The following is a 13,546-nucleotide window of genomic DNA, read 5'->3' as shown; positions in this document are numbered from 1 at the left end:
CACTTTGCGCCCGTCCTTGCGACGGGCTTTTTTGCCTGCAGATCCAACGGTTTGCCGCTGGCCCCTATTCCCCCTTCAGCGCAGCTGGCCCACCATCTGCGCCAGCACCGTCAACACGTCCCGCCCCAGCTGCTTCGAGCGCGCGCCGTTCCAGCCGGTGCGTGGCTGCGGGTTGTCGTCGTGGTCCTTGAACGGCATCTCGATGGTGAACGACAGGCAGTCGAAGGCCTGGCCCACGGCGTTGCAGGCCAGGGTCAGGTTGGCCTGGCCGGGTTCGTCGCGCGGGTAGCCGAAGCGGGTCTGGAACTCGGCGCCGATGCCCACCAGGCGCCGGCGGAAGTCCTCCTCCAGCGCGGCCAGGCGCGGCGTGTAACCGGGGTTGCCCTCGCAGCCGGCGGTGAACACGTGGGGAATTTCCTCGTCGCCGTGGATATCCAGGAACAGGTCGACGCCGATGCGCTGCATCTGTTCCAGCACGAACAGCACTTCCGGGCTGCGCTCGGCGCTGGCCGACTGCCAGGCGCGGTTGAGATCCTGCCCCGCATGGTTGGTGCGCAGGTGGCCGCGAAAGGCGCCGTCGGGGTTCATGTTCGGCACCAGGTACAGCTCGGCCTGGGCCAGCAGCGCATTCAACTCGGCATCCTGCGGATCCTGCAGGCGCTCGATCAGCCCTTCCATGAACCACTCGGCCATGTGCTCGCCGGGATGCTGCTGGGCGATGATCCACAGCTTGCGCGGCGTCTGCGCCTGGCGCGCGATGCGCAGCAGCTGGATATCGCGCCCTTCCAGGCTCTTGCCGCAGGCCAGCAGCTCGGCGCCGGCCTGGCTCAGCGCCTGCTCGATCAGCGCATCGTGGCGCGCCCGGCTATAGGGCTCGAAATAGGCGAACCAGGCCTGCGCGCGCTCGGCCTGCAGCTCGAAGTGCAACTGGCCGTCCGCGAAGCGGGTGGGCACGCGAAACCAGTCTTGCCGGTCGTAGCTGGCCACGGCCTGGTAGCCGTCCCAGGCATTGTTGTAGGCCGACTGTCCGGCATTGGTCAGGCTGAAGGCGTGGCGCTGCCCCGGCTGCAGGCCGTCCACCTGAAAGTGAAACCACTGGAAATGATGACTGTTGAGGTCCGGGCGCATGGCCAGCAGCACCCGCTGCGGGTCGCTGGCGTCGATGACCTGGATATTGCCGCTGTCGAAATCCGCGCTGATCTTCATGAATGCCTCGTGAGCCGAAATCAGCCGTCAGGATTGCAGCTCGCCGCGTCGCTGTGAAGGCAGACAGGTGGCTCCTGGCGAACTAAGGTTGGCAAGGTCGGCCTAACGGCCTGAGCCGACTCAACCAGAGCATCCCGCCATGCCCAGCCCCATCCTCCTGCGCCACAGCCTCACCGCCCTGCTCGCCCTGACGCTGCTGGCCGGCTGCGCCGCCCGCGAGCCCAGCCCGGCGAGCCCGCCGGCGCAGCCGCAACCCCAGCAACAGACGCCGCAGGACCCATTGCGCGATCTGCGCCAGCAGGCCCAGCGCGGCGATCTGGAGAGCCAGTTCCAGCTCGGCAGCAGCTACTTCGTCGGCCAGCCGGAGAAGAACCTCAAGCAGGCCGAATATTGGTGGAAGCAGGCCGCCGACAAGGGCCACGCCATGGCCGCGGTGAGCCTGGCCTACCTCTACACCGGGCGCGACGCACCGGAATTCGCCAACCAGCGGGGCATGCTCAAGTACCTCAACCAGTCGGCCGCCGCCGGCAACCCCATGGCCCAGCACATTCTCGGCAACCTCTACCGCCGCGGCGAAGGCGGCGTGCCGCGCGACCCGGACCAAGCGCGACGCCTGTACCAGAGCGCCTGCCAGCAGCGCTACGAAGCCTCCTGCGCGGCGCTGGGCCAGCAGTAAGCGGGCCGTCAGGCGTCACAGACCACCTCGACGCTGTAGCCGTCCGGGTCGAGCACGCAGGCGGCGTAGCAGCCGGATTCGGCGCGCAGTCCGGGTCGGCCGTCATCCTCGCCGCCGGCCTGCAGCGCCGCGGCATGGAAAGCCCGCACCGCCTCGCGGTTGCCTGCCCGCAGGCGAAAAGGCGGGCACGCCTCGCCGACGGCGCGCCCCGGCACGGCGCTGAGCAGGTAGAGCAAGGCCGGCTCGTCGTCCCGCGGGCCGAAGCCGGCAGCCAGCCCCGCACCGTGCTCGCCCTCGTGTTTCAGTTCGTAGCCCAGGGGCGCCAGGGCCGCCCGATACCAGGCACGGCTGCGGCGGAAGTTGGCCACGGTGATGCACGGATGATCGATCAGCGAATCCTCGAACACCTCTCAGGCCGCCTCCAGACGTTCGCGCACTTGCTGCAACTCGACATGACCGAGAAAGCCGCCGCTGTGGGCCGTTTCGCCGCGCTCGATGGCGCGGGCGAAGCACGCCGCCGGATCGGCGGCGAGCCGGGCCAGGTGACGGGCCAGATGCGGGTGCTCCCGCTGCAGATCGAACAGCTGGTGGTAGTCGACCCAGCGGCCGATGCCGGCGAGGTAGGCGTCCGCCAGGCTGCGCCGTTCGCCCAGCAGCCAGTCGCGCTCGCTCAGCAGCCGCTCGAGGTAGCGACAACCCGCCGCCACCTGCTCGGCCCCCAGGCTGCGCAACAGCGCGCGTTGCGACTCGTCCAGCTCGGTCTTCTCGTAGGCCAGCCACAAGGGGCTGAAGGCGGCGAAGAAATCGCTCACCAGGTAGGCCAGCATCTGGTTGAGCGCATCGAACTCGGCGCTGCCCTGGCGCGGCGCCAGCGGCGAGCCCTCTGCCCGCGCCGCCAGGTGCAGCAGAATCGCCAGGCTCTCGCTCAGCGACTCGCCGCTTTCCAGCAGTAGCGTGGGCGTCTGGTACAGCGGGTTGAGCCGCTCGAACAGCGGGTCCCAGGGTTGTTCGAGCATCTCCACGCGGCACAGCCGGTATGGCTGGCCGAGCCACTCGAGGACGACGATGGCACCGAACGAACAACCTTGCGGCACGCCGTAGAACAGTATCGGTTGCATGAGAAGAACTCCTTGTCTGCCAGCGGTCGACGCGCCCTTCGCGTCACCTGCCGCCAGGCTAAGGGCGAATTAGGCTATATTCGGCCCTAATAAAATCGTTCCCCTGATGCTTATCCCGACGCCCCGCGCGCCCCCGGAGTCCGTCCCCCGTGAACAGTCCCACCACCCGCGTGCTGGCCCTGCTGGAACTGCTGCAGAGCCACGGCCAGCTCAGCGGCCGCGAACTGGCCGAACGCCTGGAAGTGGACGGGCGCACGCTGCGCCGCTATATCCGCCACCTGGAAGACCTGGGCATTCCGCTGACCAGCGAGCGCGGCCGCTACGGTGGCTACCGCCTGGTGGCCGGCTTCAAGCTGCCGCCCCTGATGTTCAACCTCGAGGAAGCCCAGGCCGTGGCCCTGGGCCTCCTGGCCACGACCAAGCTCGGCCTGGCCGAGACCGCGGCGGCGGTGGCCAGCGCCCAGGCCAAGCTGGAACGGGTGATGCCGGCCAAGCTGCAGCAGCGGGTGCGCGCCCTGAGCCAGAGCGCCACCCTGGATCTGCCGCGCAGCCGCGGCACCGGCGATCAGCTGCTGCTGGCCGAACTCGCCGCCGCCGCCCAGGAGCGTCAGCGCGTGCGCCTGATTTATTGCAGCGAACAGGGCCAGTGCAGCGAGCGCGAGGTCGATCCCTACGGCCTGGTGTTCCGTCAGGGCCTCTGGTACCTGAGCGGCTACTGCCACCTGCGTCAGGCGCTGCGCTCGTTCCGCCTGGAGCGCCTGCGCGAGGTACGGACGCTGGACAGCCGCTTCGAGCGCCCGCACGACTTCGACGCCGCCACACACCTCAATGCCAGAATCGCCAACCTGCCGCGTGCCTACCCGGTGCGCATCCTGCTGCACACCGACCTGGCCGGCGCCGTCGCCGAACTCGGCGTCAACGCCGGCCTGCTGACGCCCGAGGGCGACGGCGTGCGCCTGAGCACCAGCACCGACAGCCCGACCTGGTTCGCCCGCCTGCTGCTGCGCCTGTCCTTCGATTTCCACATCGAACAGCCGGCGCAGCTGCGTGAAGCCCTGCGGCAGCAGGCGCAGCGCATGTTGCGCCTGGCCGCAGGCTAGTTCGCACGATTTCGCCAGCACTGCTTGCAGGCCTCGCCAACAGCGACGCAGCGACTAGGCTTCTGCCTGCCACGACACAACGAAAGGAGGCACGCCATGTCACAGGCAGAAGCGAATATCCTCGTCATCTGGGGCCGTCATTGGTTCGCCAACATGTGGGTCGGCAACCAGCAGGACAAACGCGACGAACTCATCGCCCACGTCAACAGCGAGCTGGGCGGCCTGGGCTTCAAGCTGGGGCGCGGCTGGCAGAACTACGATCCGGTGATTCGCCGCGCCGGTAGCCGCCCCAGCAGCTATGCACAAATCGCCGCCTGGGCGGCGCGGCAACCGAACCAGGGCCGCGCCGTCGCCCAGCAATTTCTCGACTGGGCGACCGGCGATACCGTCGGGTTGATGCACCTGCCGGTGGAGTTGCAGGACCTGGCCATCATCACCCACCTGGCCGAGGTCGGACGCGGCTACGTGTCGGCCCTGGAAGGATCGCTCTATCCGCTGATGCAGGACATCGCCAACGGCCAGCGCAACTGGAGCGACTACCGGGACTACGCGCCCGCGCTCAAGTACGCCGAAGACAGCGCCATGGACTGGGCGTCCTGACCGGCGTCAGGGCTGCAGATCGAACAGCGCCTTGCCGCTTTCCATGTCGCTGGGCGCGGAGAAGTGCTCGTGGAAGATCAACCAGCGCCCGCCCTGGCGACGCAGGCACTGGGTCACGCGCATCCAGCAGGTCTGCAGCTCGCCCTTTTCATTGGTGCCACCGCAGTGCAGCAGGTAGTGGGTCACGCCGAGATCACCGGCGGCGGTGAAGGTCGGCTCGTGCGGTTCGAACATCCCCGGGCCGCTGCACATCTCCATGCAGGCCTGCCAGTGCGCCTGGTACGTCGGGCGCCCCTGGAAACGCAGCGGGCCGATGGCATCGTAGGCCACCACGTCTTCGGCGTAGTGGCTCATGATGCGCGCCACGTCCTTGCTGCGGCAGGCTTCGGTCCAGCTGTTCAGGGCGTCTTGCAGTTCGTGCTGACTCATGTCGAATCTCCTTGTTGATATTCAGGCCTTGTGGCCACAGCAGTCGTGGGCGGGCGCCGCCTGTTCGTACTCGTCGTGCAGGCGCGTCCAGTTGAGTCCCTTGCCGTCCAGATCGGGCATACCGTCCCAGCCCTCGCCGCGGCCGAAGGGGGTGAGGTCGAGGTAGTGGAAGCTGCTCATCAGCATTTCCAGGCCGCGCGCATAGCAGGAGTAGGTATGGAACACCTGCTCGCCGTCGCGCAGGAACACGCTGACGCCGGGCTGTTCGCCCTGCAGGTGGTAGTCCAGACCCAGGCGCTGCAGCTCGGCCTGGTCGCGGTAGTTGTACTGCACCGGAGCCACCGTCTCGTCGCAGGTGGCCTGGTAGTCGTAGTTGAAACGGCTGCCGTAGGAGCTGTACCAGGGCAGCGTCCAGCCCATGCGTCGCTTGAAGGCGTCGAGATCGGCCAGCGGCGCGCGCGAGACCAGCACCAGGGTGGTGTCGCGCGCGTGCAGGTGGGACTGATGGCCGATGTTGTCGACCAGGCAGGAGCAGCCGTCGCAGCCCTCGCCGCGATCCATGTGGTACATGAAGTGGTAGACGATCAATTGGCTGCGCCCCTCGAACAGGTCGAGCAGACGCACCTCGCCCTGCGGGCCCTGGAAGCGGTAATCCTCCTCCACCGCCACCATGGGCAGGGCGCGGCGCGCGCGGTTGAGCGCATCGCGCTGGTGGGTCAGGGCCTTCTCCTGCTCCAGCAACGCCTTGCGGGCGGCCAGCCACTGCTCACGCGTGGCGACCTCGGGGATATAGCTGCGGTCCATAGCGGTTCTCCTGCCGATGGCGGCTCAGTGCCGGCCGGCCTGCAACTGCGCCGGCTGGACGTCCAGTTCGCGCACCGGACGCACTTCCACGCAGCCGACGCGGGCGGCAGGAATGTGCCCGGCGAGCTGGATCGCCTCGTTGAGGTCGCGCGCCTCCACCAGATAGAAGCCGGCCAGCTGCTCCTTGGTTTCGGCGAAGGGGCCGTCGGTGATCGCCAGCTTGCCGCCGCGCATGCGCACGGTGGTAGCGCTCTGCACCGACTGCAGCGCCTCGGCGGCGAGCATGCGCCCGCTCTCCTGCACGGCGCTGGCGTAGGCGAGGCACTCGCTGTCATGCGGGCTGTCGGGGGAGCTGTGCAGCTCCTGTTCGTTGGCGTAGACGAGGCAGAGGTATTTCATGACGCGCTCCAGTTCCTTGGCGGGTGGGTACTGGATAGTCGAACGCGCCGGGGACGTTTCGACATTGGTCGGAAAAACATCGCAGAAACCGATGAACGGTAGGGTGCGCCGCGCGCCTCGTTACACAAGCCGGCGCACGCGGCGCCCCCTACTCCGGCACCTCGACACTGACGTGGATGGCGTCGTGGCGCCAGAACTCCAGGTCGCAGTCGATGATGCGCCCGTGCTGGTCGCGGTTGACCCGGGTGATGCGCAGCGCCGGGCTGCCCGGCGCCACCTTGAGGCTGGCCGCGGCTTCGGCGTGCAGCGCCGTGGGCACCATGTCGAAGCGCACGCGGCCGTAGTGGATGCCGTACTCGCTGGCATAGAGGTCGGTCAGCGAGCGGGTCAGGTCGAACTCGAGAATGCCGGGAAAATAGGCCGGGTTCAGGTAGTGCTCGACATACAGCACCAGCCGCCCGTCGATGCGCCGCGCGCGGCACACCTGGTAGACGCTGGACAGCGCCGGCAGCTCCAGCACCTGGCAGATCTGTGCACTGGCCGGCATCAACCGCGCGCTGAGCACTTCGGTGGCCGGCACTCGCCCCTGTTCGGCGACCATGGCGTGGAAGTGCGTCCGCACCAGCGGGTTGTAAGCCACCCGCGTCGGCGAGACGAACCAGCCGCGGCGCTCCTCGCGGTAGACCAGGCCCTGCGCCTCCAGCTGGCCGAGCGCCTCGCGCAGGGTGATGCGGGTGGTGTCGAACAGTTCGCTGAGCTTGCGTTCGGCCGGCAGCTTGCTACCGGAGGGCAGCAGGCCGCGGTCGATCTGCTCCTGCAACGCGCGGCAGATGACGGTGACGGCCCGCGGCGCTTCTTCGCGCATCAATTGTCTCCCTTATGGACTAGTCCAGCCCCATCACGGGGCAAAAGTCGTGTGCTCGGACGGCTTACCAGCCTAGGCAGTCTAGATGACCGGCAGATGACAACCCTGCTGCAAGCACGCCGCATGCCACCGCCGCCAAGGTCCGCAGGCCGCGAAATCAGTTACTTAGCCATGGTCTACGCTTGTTGAGCGCGCCAGCCGGTCAAGCCTAGACATCTGCCCCCGGCGACCCGACATAAAACTGTCATTGAAGGCGCCTAGATTGGCTCAGGTCTTGCTGATCTAGACCAACACTCTCATGCAAAGGAGTTTCCGATGAAACAACTGCTGCTGGCTTCACTGATGGGCTCGGCCATCGCCCTGGCGACCTCCGCCATGGCCGAAGGCACCGACTTGCAGGCACTGGAACAGGCTGCACGCGCCGAGGGCGCGGTGAATAGCGTGGGTATGCCCGACAGCTGGGCCAACTGGAAAGACACCTGGGCGGACCTCGCGCGCCTCTACGGTCTCAAGCACCAGGACACCGACATGAGCTCGGCGCAGGAAATCGCCAAGTTCGCCGCCGAGAAGGAAAACGCCACCGCCGATATCGGCGACGTCGGCGCCGCCTTCGGCCCCATCGCCGTGCAGCAGGGCGTGACCCAGCCGTACAAGCCGAGCACCTGGGCACAGATCCCGGATTGGGCCAAGGATCAGGATGGCCACTGGATGCTGGCCTACACCGGCTCCATCGCTTTCATCGTCAACAAGCAGCTGGTCAAGGACATTCCGCGTTCCTGGGCCGACCTCAAGACCGGCACCTACAAGGTTTCCGCCGGCGACGTGAGCACCGCCGCGCAAGCCGTCAACGGCGTGCTGGCCGCCGCCATCGCCATGGGCGGTAACGAGAGCAACGTGCAACCGGCGCTGGACTTCTACGGCGAACTGGCCAAGCAGGGTCGCCTGTCGCTGGCCAACCCGACCATCCAGACCCTGGAAAAGGGCGAAGTGGAAGTCGGCATCGTCTGGGACTTCAACGGCCTGTCCTACCGCGACCAGATCGACCCCGAGCGTTTCGAGGTGCTGATCCCGTCCGACGGTTCGGTGATCTCCGGCTACAGCACCATCATCAACAAGTGGGCGAAGAACCCCAATGCCGCCAAGCTGACCCGCGAATACATCCTCAGCGATGCCGGGCAGATCAACCTGGCCAAGGGCAACGCCCGGCCGATTCGCGCCGAGCACATCGAGCTGCCGGCCGAGGTGCAGGCCAAGCTGCTGCCGCAGGAGCAGTACGCCAAGGTCCAGCCGATCAAGGACGCCGCTGCCTGGGAGGCCACCTCCAAGGCCCTGCCGCGACTGTGGCAGGAGCACGTGATCATCAATATGAACTGATGCCCGCCTCCCCTCTCCCGTTTACGGGAGAGGGGCCGGGGGAGAGGGTGAAAGGCACCACGCCCTGCCAGATATGAACGGAACCCGGCTTGCAGCCGGGCTACGACCGAACGAGAGAACCCCATGAAGCACAACGTCATCCTGGTGGTACTGGATGGCCTGAGCTATCAGGTGGCCCAGCATGCGCTGGGCCACCTGCTGGCTTACTGCCAGGCCGGGCGCGCTGCGCTGTACAAGCTCGACTGCGCACTGCCGGCGCTGTCCCGCCCGCTCTATGAATGCATCCTCACCGGCGTGGCGCCCATCGACAGCGGCATCGTGCACAACGATGTGGTGCGCCTGTCGAATCAGCGCAGCATCTTCCACTACGCCCGTGACGCCGGCCTGAGCACCGCCGCCGCGGCCTATCACTGGGTCAGCGAGCTGTACAACCGTGCGCCCTTCGTCGCCGCCAGAGACCGCCACACCAGCGATGAGTCGCTGCCGATCCAGCACGGCCACTTCTACTACGCCGACCATTACCCGGATTCGCACCTGCTGGCCGATGCCGACAGCCTGCGCCAGCGCCATAGCCCCAACCTGCTGCTGGTGCACCCGATGAACATCGACGACGCCGGCCACAAACACGGCCTCGACAGCCCGCAGTACCGCAACGCCGCGCGCATGGCCGACGTGCTGCTGGCCGAATACATCCAGACCTGGCTCGACGCCGGCTATCAGATCCTGGTGACCGCCGACCACGGCATGAACGCCGACCGCAGCCACAACGGCCTGCTGCCGGAGGAGCGCGAAGTGCCGCTGATCGTGCTTGGCAGCGCCTTCAGCCTCGACCCTGCAGCCCGCCCGCAGCAGACCGAGCTGTGCGGCACCGTCTGCCAGCTGCTCGGCGCAGCCCACGACAAAGCCTGGTGCAGGGAGCTGCTCGCATGAAGTCACCCATTGCCGGCAAGGGTTGGGCACTGCTGTGCCTGCTGCCCTTCGCCCTGTTCTTCTTCGCCTTCCAGATCGCGCCGCTGGCCTGGGTGGCGAGCAACAGCCTGAACACCGCCGAAGGCTGGGGCCTGGGTAATTTCCAGCAGGCCTTCTCCTCGGCCTTCTACCGCCAGGCCATGCGCCACAGCCTGGAAGTCGCCTTCTGGTCGAGCCTGTTCGGCATCGTCATCGCGATCATCGGCAGCTACTCGCTGCGCCAGGTCAGCAGCCGCCTGCGCGATTTCGTCATGGCGTTTTCCAACATGACCAGCAACTTCTCCGGGGTGCCGTTGGCCTTCGCCTTCATCATCCTGCTCGGCTTCAACGGCGCGCTGACCATCCTGCTCAAGCAGATGGGCCTGATCGAAGACTTCAATCTCTATTCCAAGACCGGCCTGATCGTGCTCTACACCTACTTCCAGATTCCCCTCGGCGTGCTGCTGCTCTACCCGGCCTTCGACGCCCTGCGCGAGGACTGGCGCGAGTCGGCCGAGCTGCTCGGCGCCAGCACCTGGCAGTTCTGGCGGCATATCGGCCTGCCGGTGCTGACCCCGGCGCTGCTCGGCACCTTCGTCATCCTCCTGGCCAATGCCCTCGGCGCCTATGCCACGGTGTATGCGCTGACCACCGGCAACTTCAACATCCTGCCGATCCGTATCGCGGCGATGGTCTCCGGCGACATCTTCCTCGACCCGAACATGGCCAGCGCCCTGGCCATGGTGCTGGTCGGCCTGATGACCCTGATCACCGTCGTCCACCAATGGCTGCTGCGCCGGAGCTACCATGTCGCCCGCTGAAAAACGCTCGCCGCTGTTCCACCAGCTGGTGGTCTACCTGCTGTTTCTGATCCTGCTGCTGCCGCTGCTCGGCACCCTGGTCTATTCGCTGTCCACCAGCTGGTCGGCGACCATCCTGCCCAGCGGTTTCACCTTCAAGTGGTACCTGACGCTGTGGAGCGATGCACGCTTTCTCGCCGCCTTCGGCCGCTCGCTGCTGGTGTGCATCGCTGCCCTGGCACTGGCGCTGCTGCTGATCCTGCCGCTGCTGTTCGTGGTCAACTACCACTTCCCCAAGCTGGACGCCGTGATGAACGTGCTGATCCTGCTGCCCTTCGCTATCCCCCCGGTGGTGTCCTCGGTGGGCCTGATGCAGCTGTTCGCCGCCGGCCCGCTGCCGATTCTTGGCACGCCGTGGATCCTGATCGGCTGCTTCTTCACCATCGCCCTGCCCTTCATGTACCGGGCCATCACCAACAACCTGCAGGCGATCAACCTGCGCGACCTGATGGACGCCGCCCACCTGCTCGGCGCCAGTACCTGGCGCGCGGCCTTCATGGTGGTGCTGCCCAATCTGCGCAAGGGCCTGATGGTCTCGGTGTTTTTGTCCTTCAGCTTCCTGTTCGGCGAATTCGTCTTCGCCAACCTGCTGGTGGGCAGCCGCTACGAGACGCTGCAGGTGTACCTGTACAACATGCGCAACGACAGCGGCCATTTCACCAGCGCCCTGGTGATTTCCTACTTCCTGTTCGTGCTGCTGATGACCTGGGCGGCCAACCGTCTGAACAAGGACAAATCGTAGGCTGGGTTGAGCTTGCGAAACCCAGATTGCTTGATAAGGAACGACCAATGAGTTTTCTGAATATCCGCGGCCTGCATAAAAGCTACGGCGCCACGCCCATCTTCACCGACATCAACATCGAGATCGGCCAGGGCCAGTTCATCACCCTGCTAGGCCCCTCCGGCTGCGGCAAGTCCACCCTGCTGCGCTGCATCGCCGGCCTGACCGATGTCGATGGCGGGCAGATCCTGCTGGACGGCCAGGACCTAGTGCCCATGCCGCCGCAAAAGCGCGGCATCGGCATGGTGTTCCAGAGCTACGCCTTGTTCCCCAACATGACCGCCGCGCAGAACGTCGCCTTCGGCCTGCGCATGCAGAAGGTTCCTGCCGCCGAGGCCAGCAAGCGCGTCGCCGAGGTGCTGGAGCTGGTGGAGCTCAGCGACTACGCCAATCGTTACCCGCAACAGCTCTCCGGCGGCCAGTGCCAGCGCGTGGCCCTGGCCCGCTCGCTGGTCACCCGCCCGCGCCTGCTGCTGCTCGACGAGCCGCTGTCGGCGCTGGACGCGCGTATCCGCAAGCACCTGCGCGAGCAGATCCGCGCCATCCAGCGCGAGCTGGGCCTGACCACCATCTTCGTCACCCACGATCAGGAAGAGGCGCTGGTCTTGTCGGATCGCATCGTGCTGATGAACGGCGGCCAGATCGTCCAGAGCGGCGACGCCGAAACCCTCTACACCGCACCGGCCGATGCCTTCGCCGCCGGTTTTATCGGCAACTACAACCTGCTCGACGCCGACGCCGCCAGCCGCCTGCTCGGCCAGCCGATCGGCAGCCGCGTGGCGATCCGTCCGGAAGCCATCCACTTCGCCGACGGCGGCATCGAGGCGCGGATTCGCAGCCACAGCCTGCTCGGCAACGTCATCCGCTACCGGGTCGAGGCCCGTGGCGTGGAGCTGCTGGTGGACGTGCTCAACCGCTCCGCCGCCGACCTGCACCACGACGGCCAGAGCGTCAGCCTGGCCATTGGCGCCGGTGCGATCCGGGAGGTGGCGTGATGGCCCTGGCAATCTTCGATCTCGACGAAACCCTGATCCACGGCGATTGCGCCAGCCTGTGGGCAGTGGAAATGAACAAGCTGGGCTGGGCCGATGGCGAAGCCTTCATCGCCCGCGAACAGGAGCTGATGCACCTGTACGCGGCGGGCAAGCTGGCTATGGAGGACTACATGGCCTTCACCCTGGCGCCGCTGGTGGGGCGCACGGCCGAGGAGGTCGCCCACGTGGTCGAGCCCTTCGTCGAGGACGTGATCGAGCCGATCTTCTACAGCGACGCCAGCCGCACCCTGGCCGCCCACCGCGAGGCCGGCGACCGCCTGCTGGTGATCTCCGCTTCCGCGCACTTTCTGGTCAGCGCCATTGCCGAGCGCTTCGGCATCGACGAGGTGCTGGCCATCGACCTGGAACAGCAGCACGGCTTCTACAGCGGCCGCACCCAGGGCGTGCTGACCTACCGCGAAGGCAAGGTGACACGGCTACACGCCTGGCTCGCCGAGCAGAACGAGAACCTGGCCGGCGCCAGCTTCTACTCCGACTCACGCAACGACCTGCCGCTGCTGCAACTGGTGGACAGGCCTTTCGCGGTCAACCCCGATCCGACCCTGCGCGCCCATGCCGAGCAGGCCGGCTGGCCGATTCTCAGCTGGCGCTAGGGTGTCGCGCCCCTAGCGGCTCATGATGCCTTCGCAGGCCTCGATCAACGCCGCCGCCAGCTCCCGCGCATAGCCGGGCAGCTGGTTGCGCGCGTGCAGGGCCACCTCTACAGGCGCCACCGGGGCGAAACCTTCGGCCTCGCCCAGTTCGCGGTGCGCGGCGCTGATCAGGCGGCGTGGCAGCAGGGTCAGGCCGAGGCCGCCCTCGGCCGCGGCGCTGACCCCGGGCAGGCTGCTGCTGACATAGGCGATGCGCCAGGGTTTGCCCATGGCGTCCAGCGCGTGGGTCATTTCCAGGCGATACAGGCCGTTGGGCGGGAACACCGCCAGCGGCACCGGATTGCGCGCCAGCACCGGCCGCGCGCGGCTGTCGAGCCAGGCCAGCGGCTCGGCCCAACTGGCCAGGCCCTTGGCGCTGCCGGCGCGCTGCTTGATCAGCGCCAGATCCAGTTCGCCGGCATTGAACGCGCGCCACACGTCGTGGCTGAGGCCGCTGGTGATCTCCAGGCGGATACCCGGATGGGCATCGGCGAAATCCGCCAGATAGGGCGTCAGGCTGTTGGCGGCGAAATCGTCCGGCACGCCGAGGCGCACCTCGCCCTCCACCGCGCTCTGCCCCAGCGCCAGCATGGCTTCATCCATCAGCGCGACGATGCGGTTGGCGTAACCGAGCAGGCGCTCGCCCTCGGTGGTGGTCACCACGTAGCGGCCGCTGCGGTCAAGCAGGGGGGGGGGGAG

General features: G+C 67.1%; 17 protein-coding genes. 9 read left to right on the top strand and 8 right to left on the bottom strand.

What is annotated here, in order from left to right; genetic code table 11:
• Positions 1 to 75 precede the first annotated feature (75 nt).
• A complete protein-coding gene (locus ACW9UL_RS06405; RefSeq protein ID WP_457789568.1) occupies positions 76 to 1,206 on the bottom strand; it encodes a M14 family metallopeptidase in 1,131 nt (376 codons plus the stop codon).
• A gap of 139 nt (positions 1,207 to 1,345) precedes the next feature.
• Between ACW9UL_RS06405 and ACW9UL_RS06400 the strand changes: the two genes are divergently transcribed.
• The gene (locus ACW9UL_RS06400; RefSeq protein ID WP_457789566.1) at positions 1,346 to 1,882 is read left to right on the top strand and encodes a tetratricopeptide repeat protein; all 537 of its coding nucleotides are present in this window, start codon (positions 1,346 to 1,348) and stop codon (positions 1,880 to 1,882) included.
• A gap of 8 nt (positions 1,883 to 1,890) precedes the next feature.
• On the opposite strand, the gene ACW9UL_RS06395 is transcribed toward ACW9UL_RS06400, so the two are convergent.
• Complete coding sequence (locus tag ACW9UL_RS06395; RefSeq protein WP_457789564.1) at positions 1,891 to 2,289, bottom strand: VOC family protein; 399 nt, start codon at positions 2,287 to 2,289, stop codon at positions 1,891 to 1,893.
• 3 nt (positions 2,290 to 2,292) lie between these two features.
• Positions 2,293 to 3,000 (bottom strand): glutathione S-transferase family protein, encoded by a 708-nt coding sequence (locus tag ACW9UL_RS06390; RefSeq protein ID WP_457789562.1) that lies wholly within the window; start codon positions 2,998 to 3,000, stop codon positions 2,293 to 2,295.
• Positions 3,001 to 3,149: 149 nt separating this feature from the next.
• On the opposite strand from ACW9UL_RS06390, the gene ACW9UL_RS06385 reads away from it, so the two are divergent.
• Both ACW9UL_RS06385 and ACW9UL_RS06380 read left to right on the top strand, forming a co-directional pair.
• On the top strand, positions 3,150 to 4,100 hold the full coding sequence (locus ACW9UL_RS06385; protein WP_457789560.1) for a helix-turn-helix transcriptional regulator: 951 nt from the start codon (positions 3,150 to 3,152) through the stop codon (positions 4,098 to 4,100).
• Positions 4,101 to 4,196: 96 nt separating this feature from the next.
• Positions 4,197 to 4,700, top strand: coding sequence for a hypothetical protein (locus tag ACW9UL_RS06380; protein ID WP_457789558.1), 504 nt, complete (start codon positions 4,197 to 4,199; stop codon positions 4,698 to 4,700).
• 6 nt (positions 4,701 to 4,706) lie between these two features.
• Here the strand turns inward: ACW9UL_RS06380 and ACW9UL_RS06375 are convergent, their stop codons facing one another.
• The 4 genes from ACW9UL_RS06375 to ACW9UL_RS06360 form a co-directional block, all read right to left on the bottom strand.
• The gene (locus ACW9UL_RS06375; protein ID WP_397496338.1) at positions 4,707 to 5,129 is read right to left on the bottom strand and encodes a YybH family protein; all 423 of its coding nucleotides are present in this window, start codon (positions 5,127 to 5,129) and stop codon (positions 4,707 to 4,709) included.
• A gap of 21 nt (positions 5,130 to 5,150) precedes the next feature.
• On the bottom strand, positions 5,151 to 5,933 hold the full coding sequence (locus tag ACW9UL_RS06370; protein ID WP_457789556.1) for a DUF899 domain-containing protein: 783 nt from the start codon (positions 5,931 to 5,933) through the stop codon (positions 5,151 to 5,153).
• A 24-nt stretch (positions 5,934 to 5,957) separates the two neighbouring features.
• Positions 5,958 to 6,332 carry a YciI family protein gene (locus ACW9UL_RS06365; protein ID WP_457789554.1) on the bottom strand — a complete coding sequence of 125 codons (375 nt, stop codon included), beginning with the start codon at positions 6,330 to 6,332 and terminating at the stop codon, positions 5,958 to 5,960.
• A gap of 148 nt (positions 6,333 to 6,480) precedes the next feature.
• Entirely contained in the window at positions 6,481 to 7,197 is a 717-nt protein-coding gene (locus tag ACW9UL_RS06360; protein WP_122107514.1) for a UTRA domain-containing protein, read from the bottom strand.
• A gap of 315 nt (positions 7,198 to 7,512) precedes the next feature.
• On the opposite strand from ACW9UL_RS06360, the gene ACW9UL_RS06355 reads away from it, so the two are divergent.
• The 6 genes from ACW9UL_RS06355 (at position 7,513) to ACW9UL_RS06330 (ending at position 12,808) form a co-directional block, all read left to right on the top strand.
• Positions 7,513 to 8,571, top strand: a complete 1,059-nt coding sequence (locus ACW9UL_RS06355) for an ABC transporter substrate-binding protein (RefSeq protein ID WP_457789552.1) — start codon at positions 7,513 to 7,515, stop codon at positions 8,569 to 8,571.
• A gap of 123 nt (positions 8,572 to 8,694) precedes the next feature.
• Positions 8,695 to 9,501, top strand: coding sequence for an alkaline phosphatase family protein (locus ACW9UL_RS06350; RefSeq protein WP_122107515.1), 807 nt, complete (start codon positions 8,695 to 8,697; stop codon positions 9,499 to 9,501).
• Complete coding sequence (locus tag ACW9UL_RS06345) at positions 9,498 to 10,340, top strand: ABC transporter permease (protein WP_021445681.1); 843 nt, start codon at positions 9,498 to 9,500, stop codon at positions 10,338 to 10,340. Before ACW9UL_RS06350 ends, ACW9UL_RS06345 begins: the two co-directional genes overlap by 4 nt.
• Positions 10,327 to 11,121: an ABC transporter permease gene (locus ACW9UL_RS06340; protein ID WP_021445680.1), complete on the top strand. Its 795-nt coding sequence runs from the start codon at positions 10,327 to 10,329 to the stop codon at positions 11,119 to 11,121. The genes ACW9UL_RS06345 and ACW9UL_RS06340 overlap by 14 nt, the downstream gene beginning before the upstream one ends.
• A 47-nt stretch (positions 11,122 to 11,168) precedes the next feature.
• Positions 11,169 to 12,155: an ABC transporter ATP-binding protein gene (locus ACW9UL_RS06335; protein ID WP_457789549.1), complete on the top strand. Its 987-nt coding sequence runs from the start codon at positions 11,169 to 11,171 to the stop codon at positions 12,153 to 12,155.
• Positions 12,155 to 12,808 carry an HAD family hydrolase gene (locus ACW9UL_RS06330; RefSeq protein WP_457789548.1) on the top strand — a complete coding sequence of 218 codons (654 nt, stop codon included), beginning with the start codon at positions 12,155 to 12,157 and terminating at the stop codon, positions 12,806 to 12,808. The genes ACW9UL_RS06335 and ACW9UL_RS06330 overlap by 1 nt, the downstream gene beginning before the upstream one ends.
• A gap of 12 nt (positions 12,809 to 12,820) precedes the next feature.
• Here the strand turns inward: ACW9UL_RS06330 and ACW9UL_RS06325 are convergent.
• A partial coding sequence (locus ACW9UL_RS06325) for a LysR substrate-binding domain-containing protein (RefSeq protein WP_457789546.1) occupies positions 12,821 to 13,546 on the bottom strand: 726 nt, incomplete at its 5' end.

It is taken from the genome of Pseudomonas sp. PL-6 (assembly GCF_054110165.1).
The sequence above is the reverse complement of the archived record's forward strand: the minus strand, read 5'-3'. Positions and strand labels throughout refer to the sequence as shown.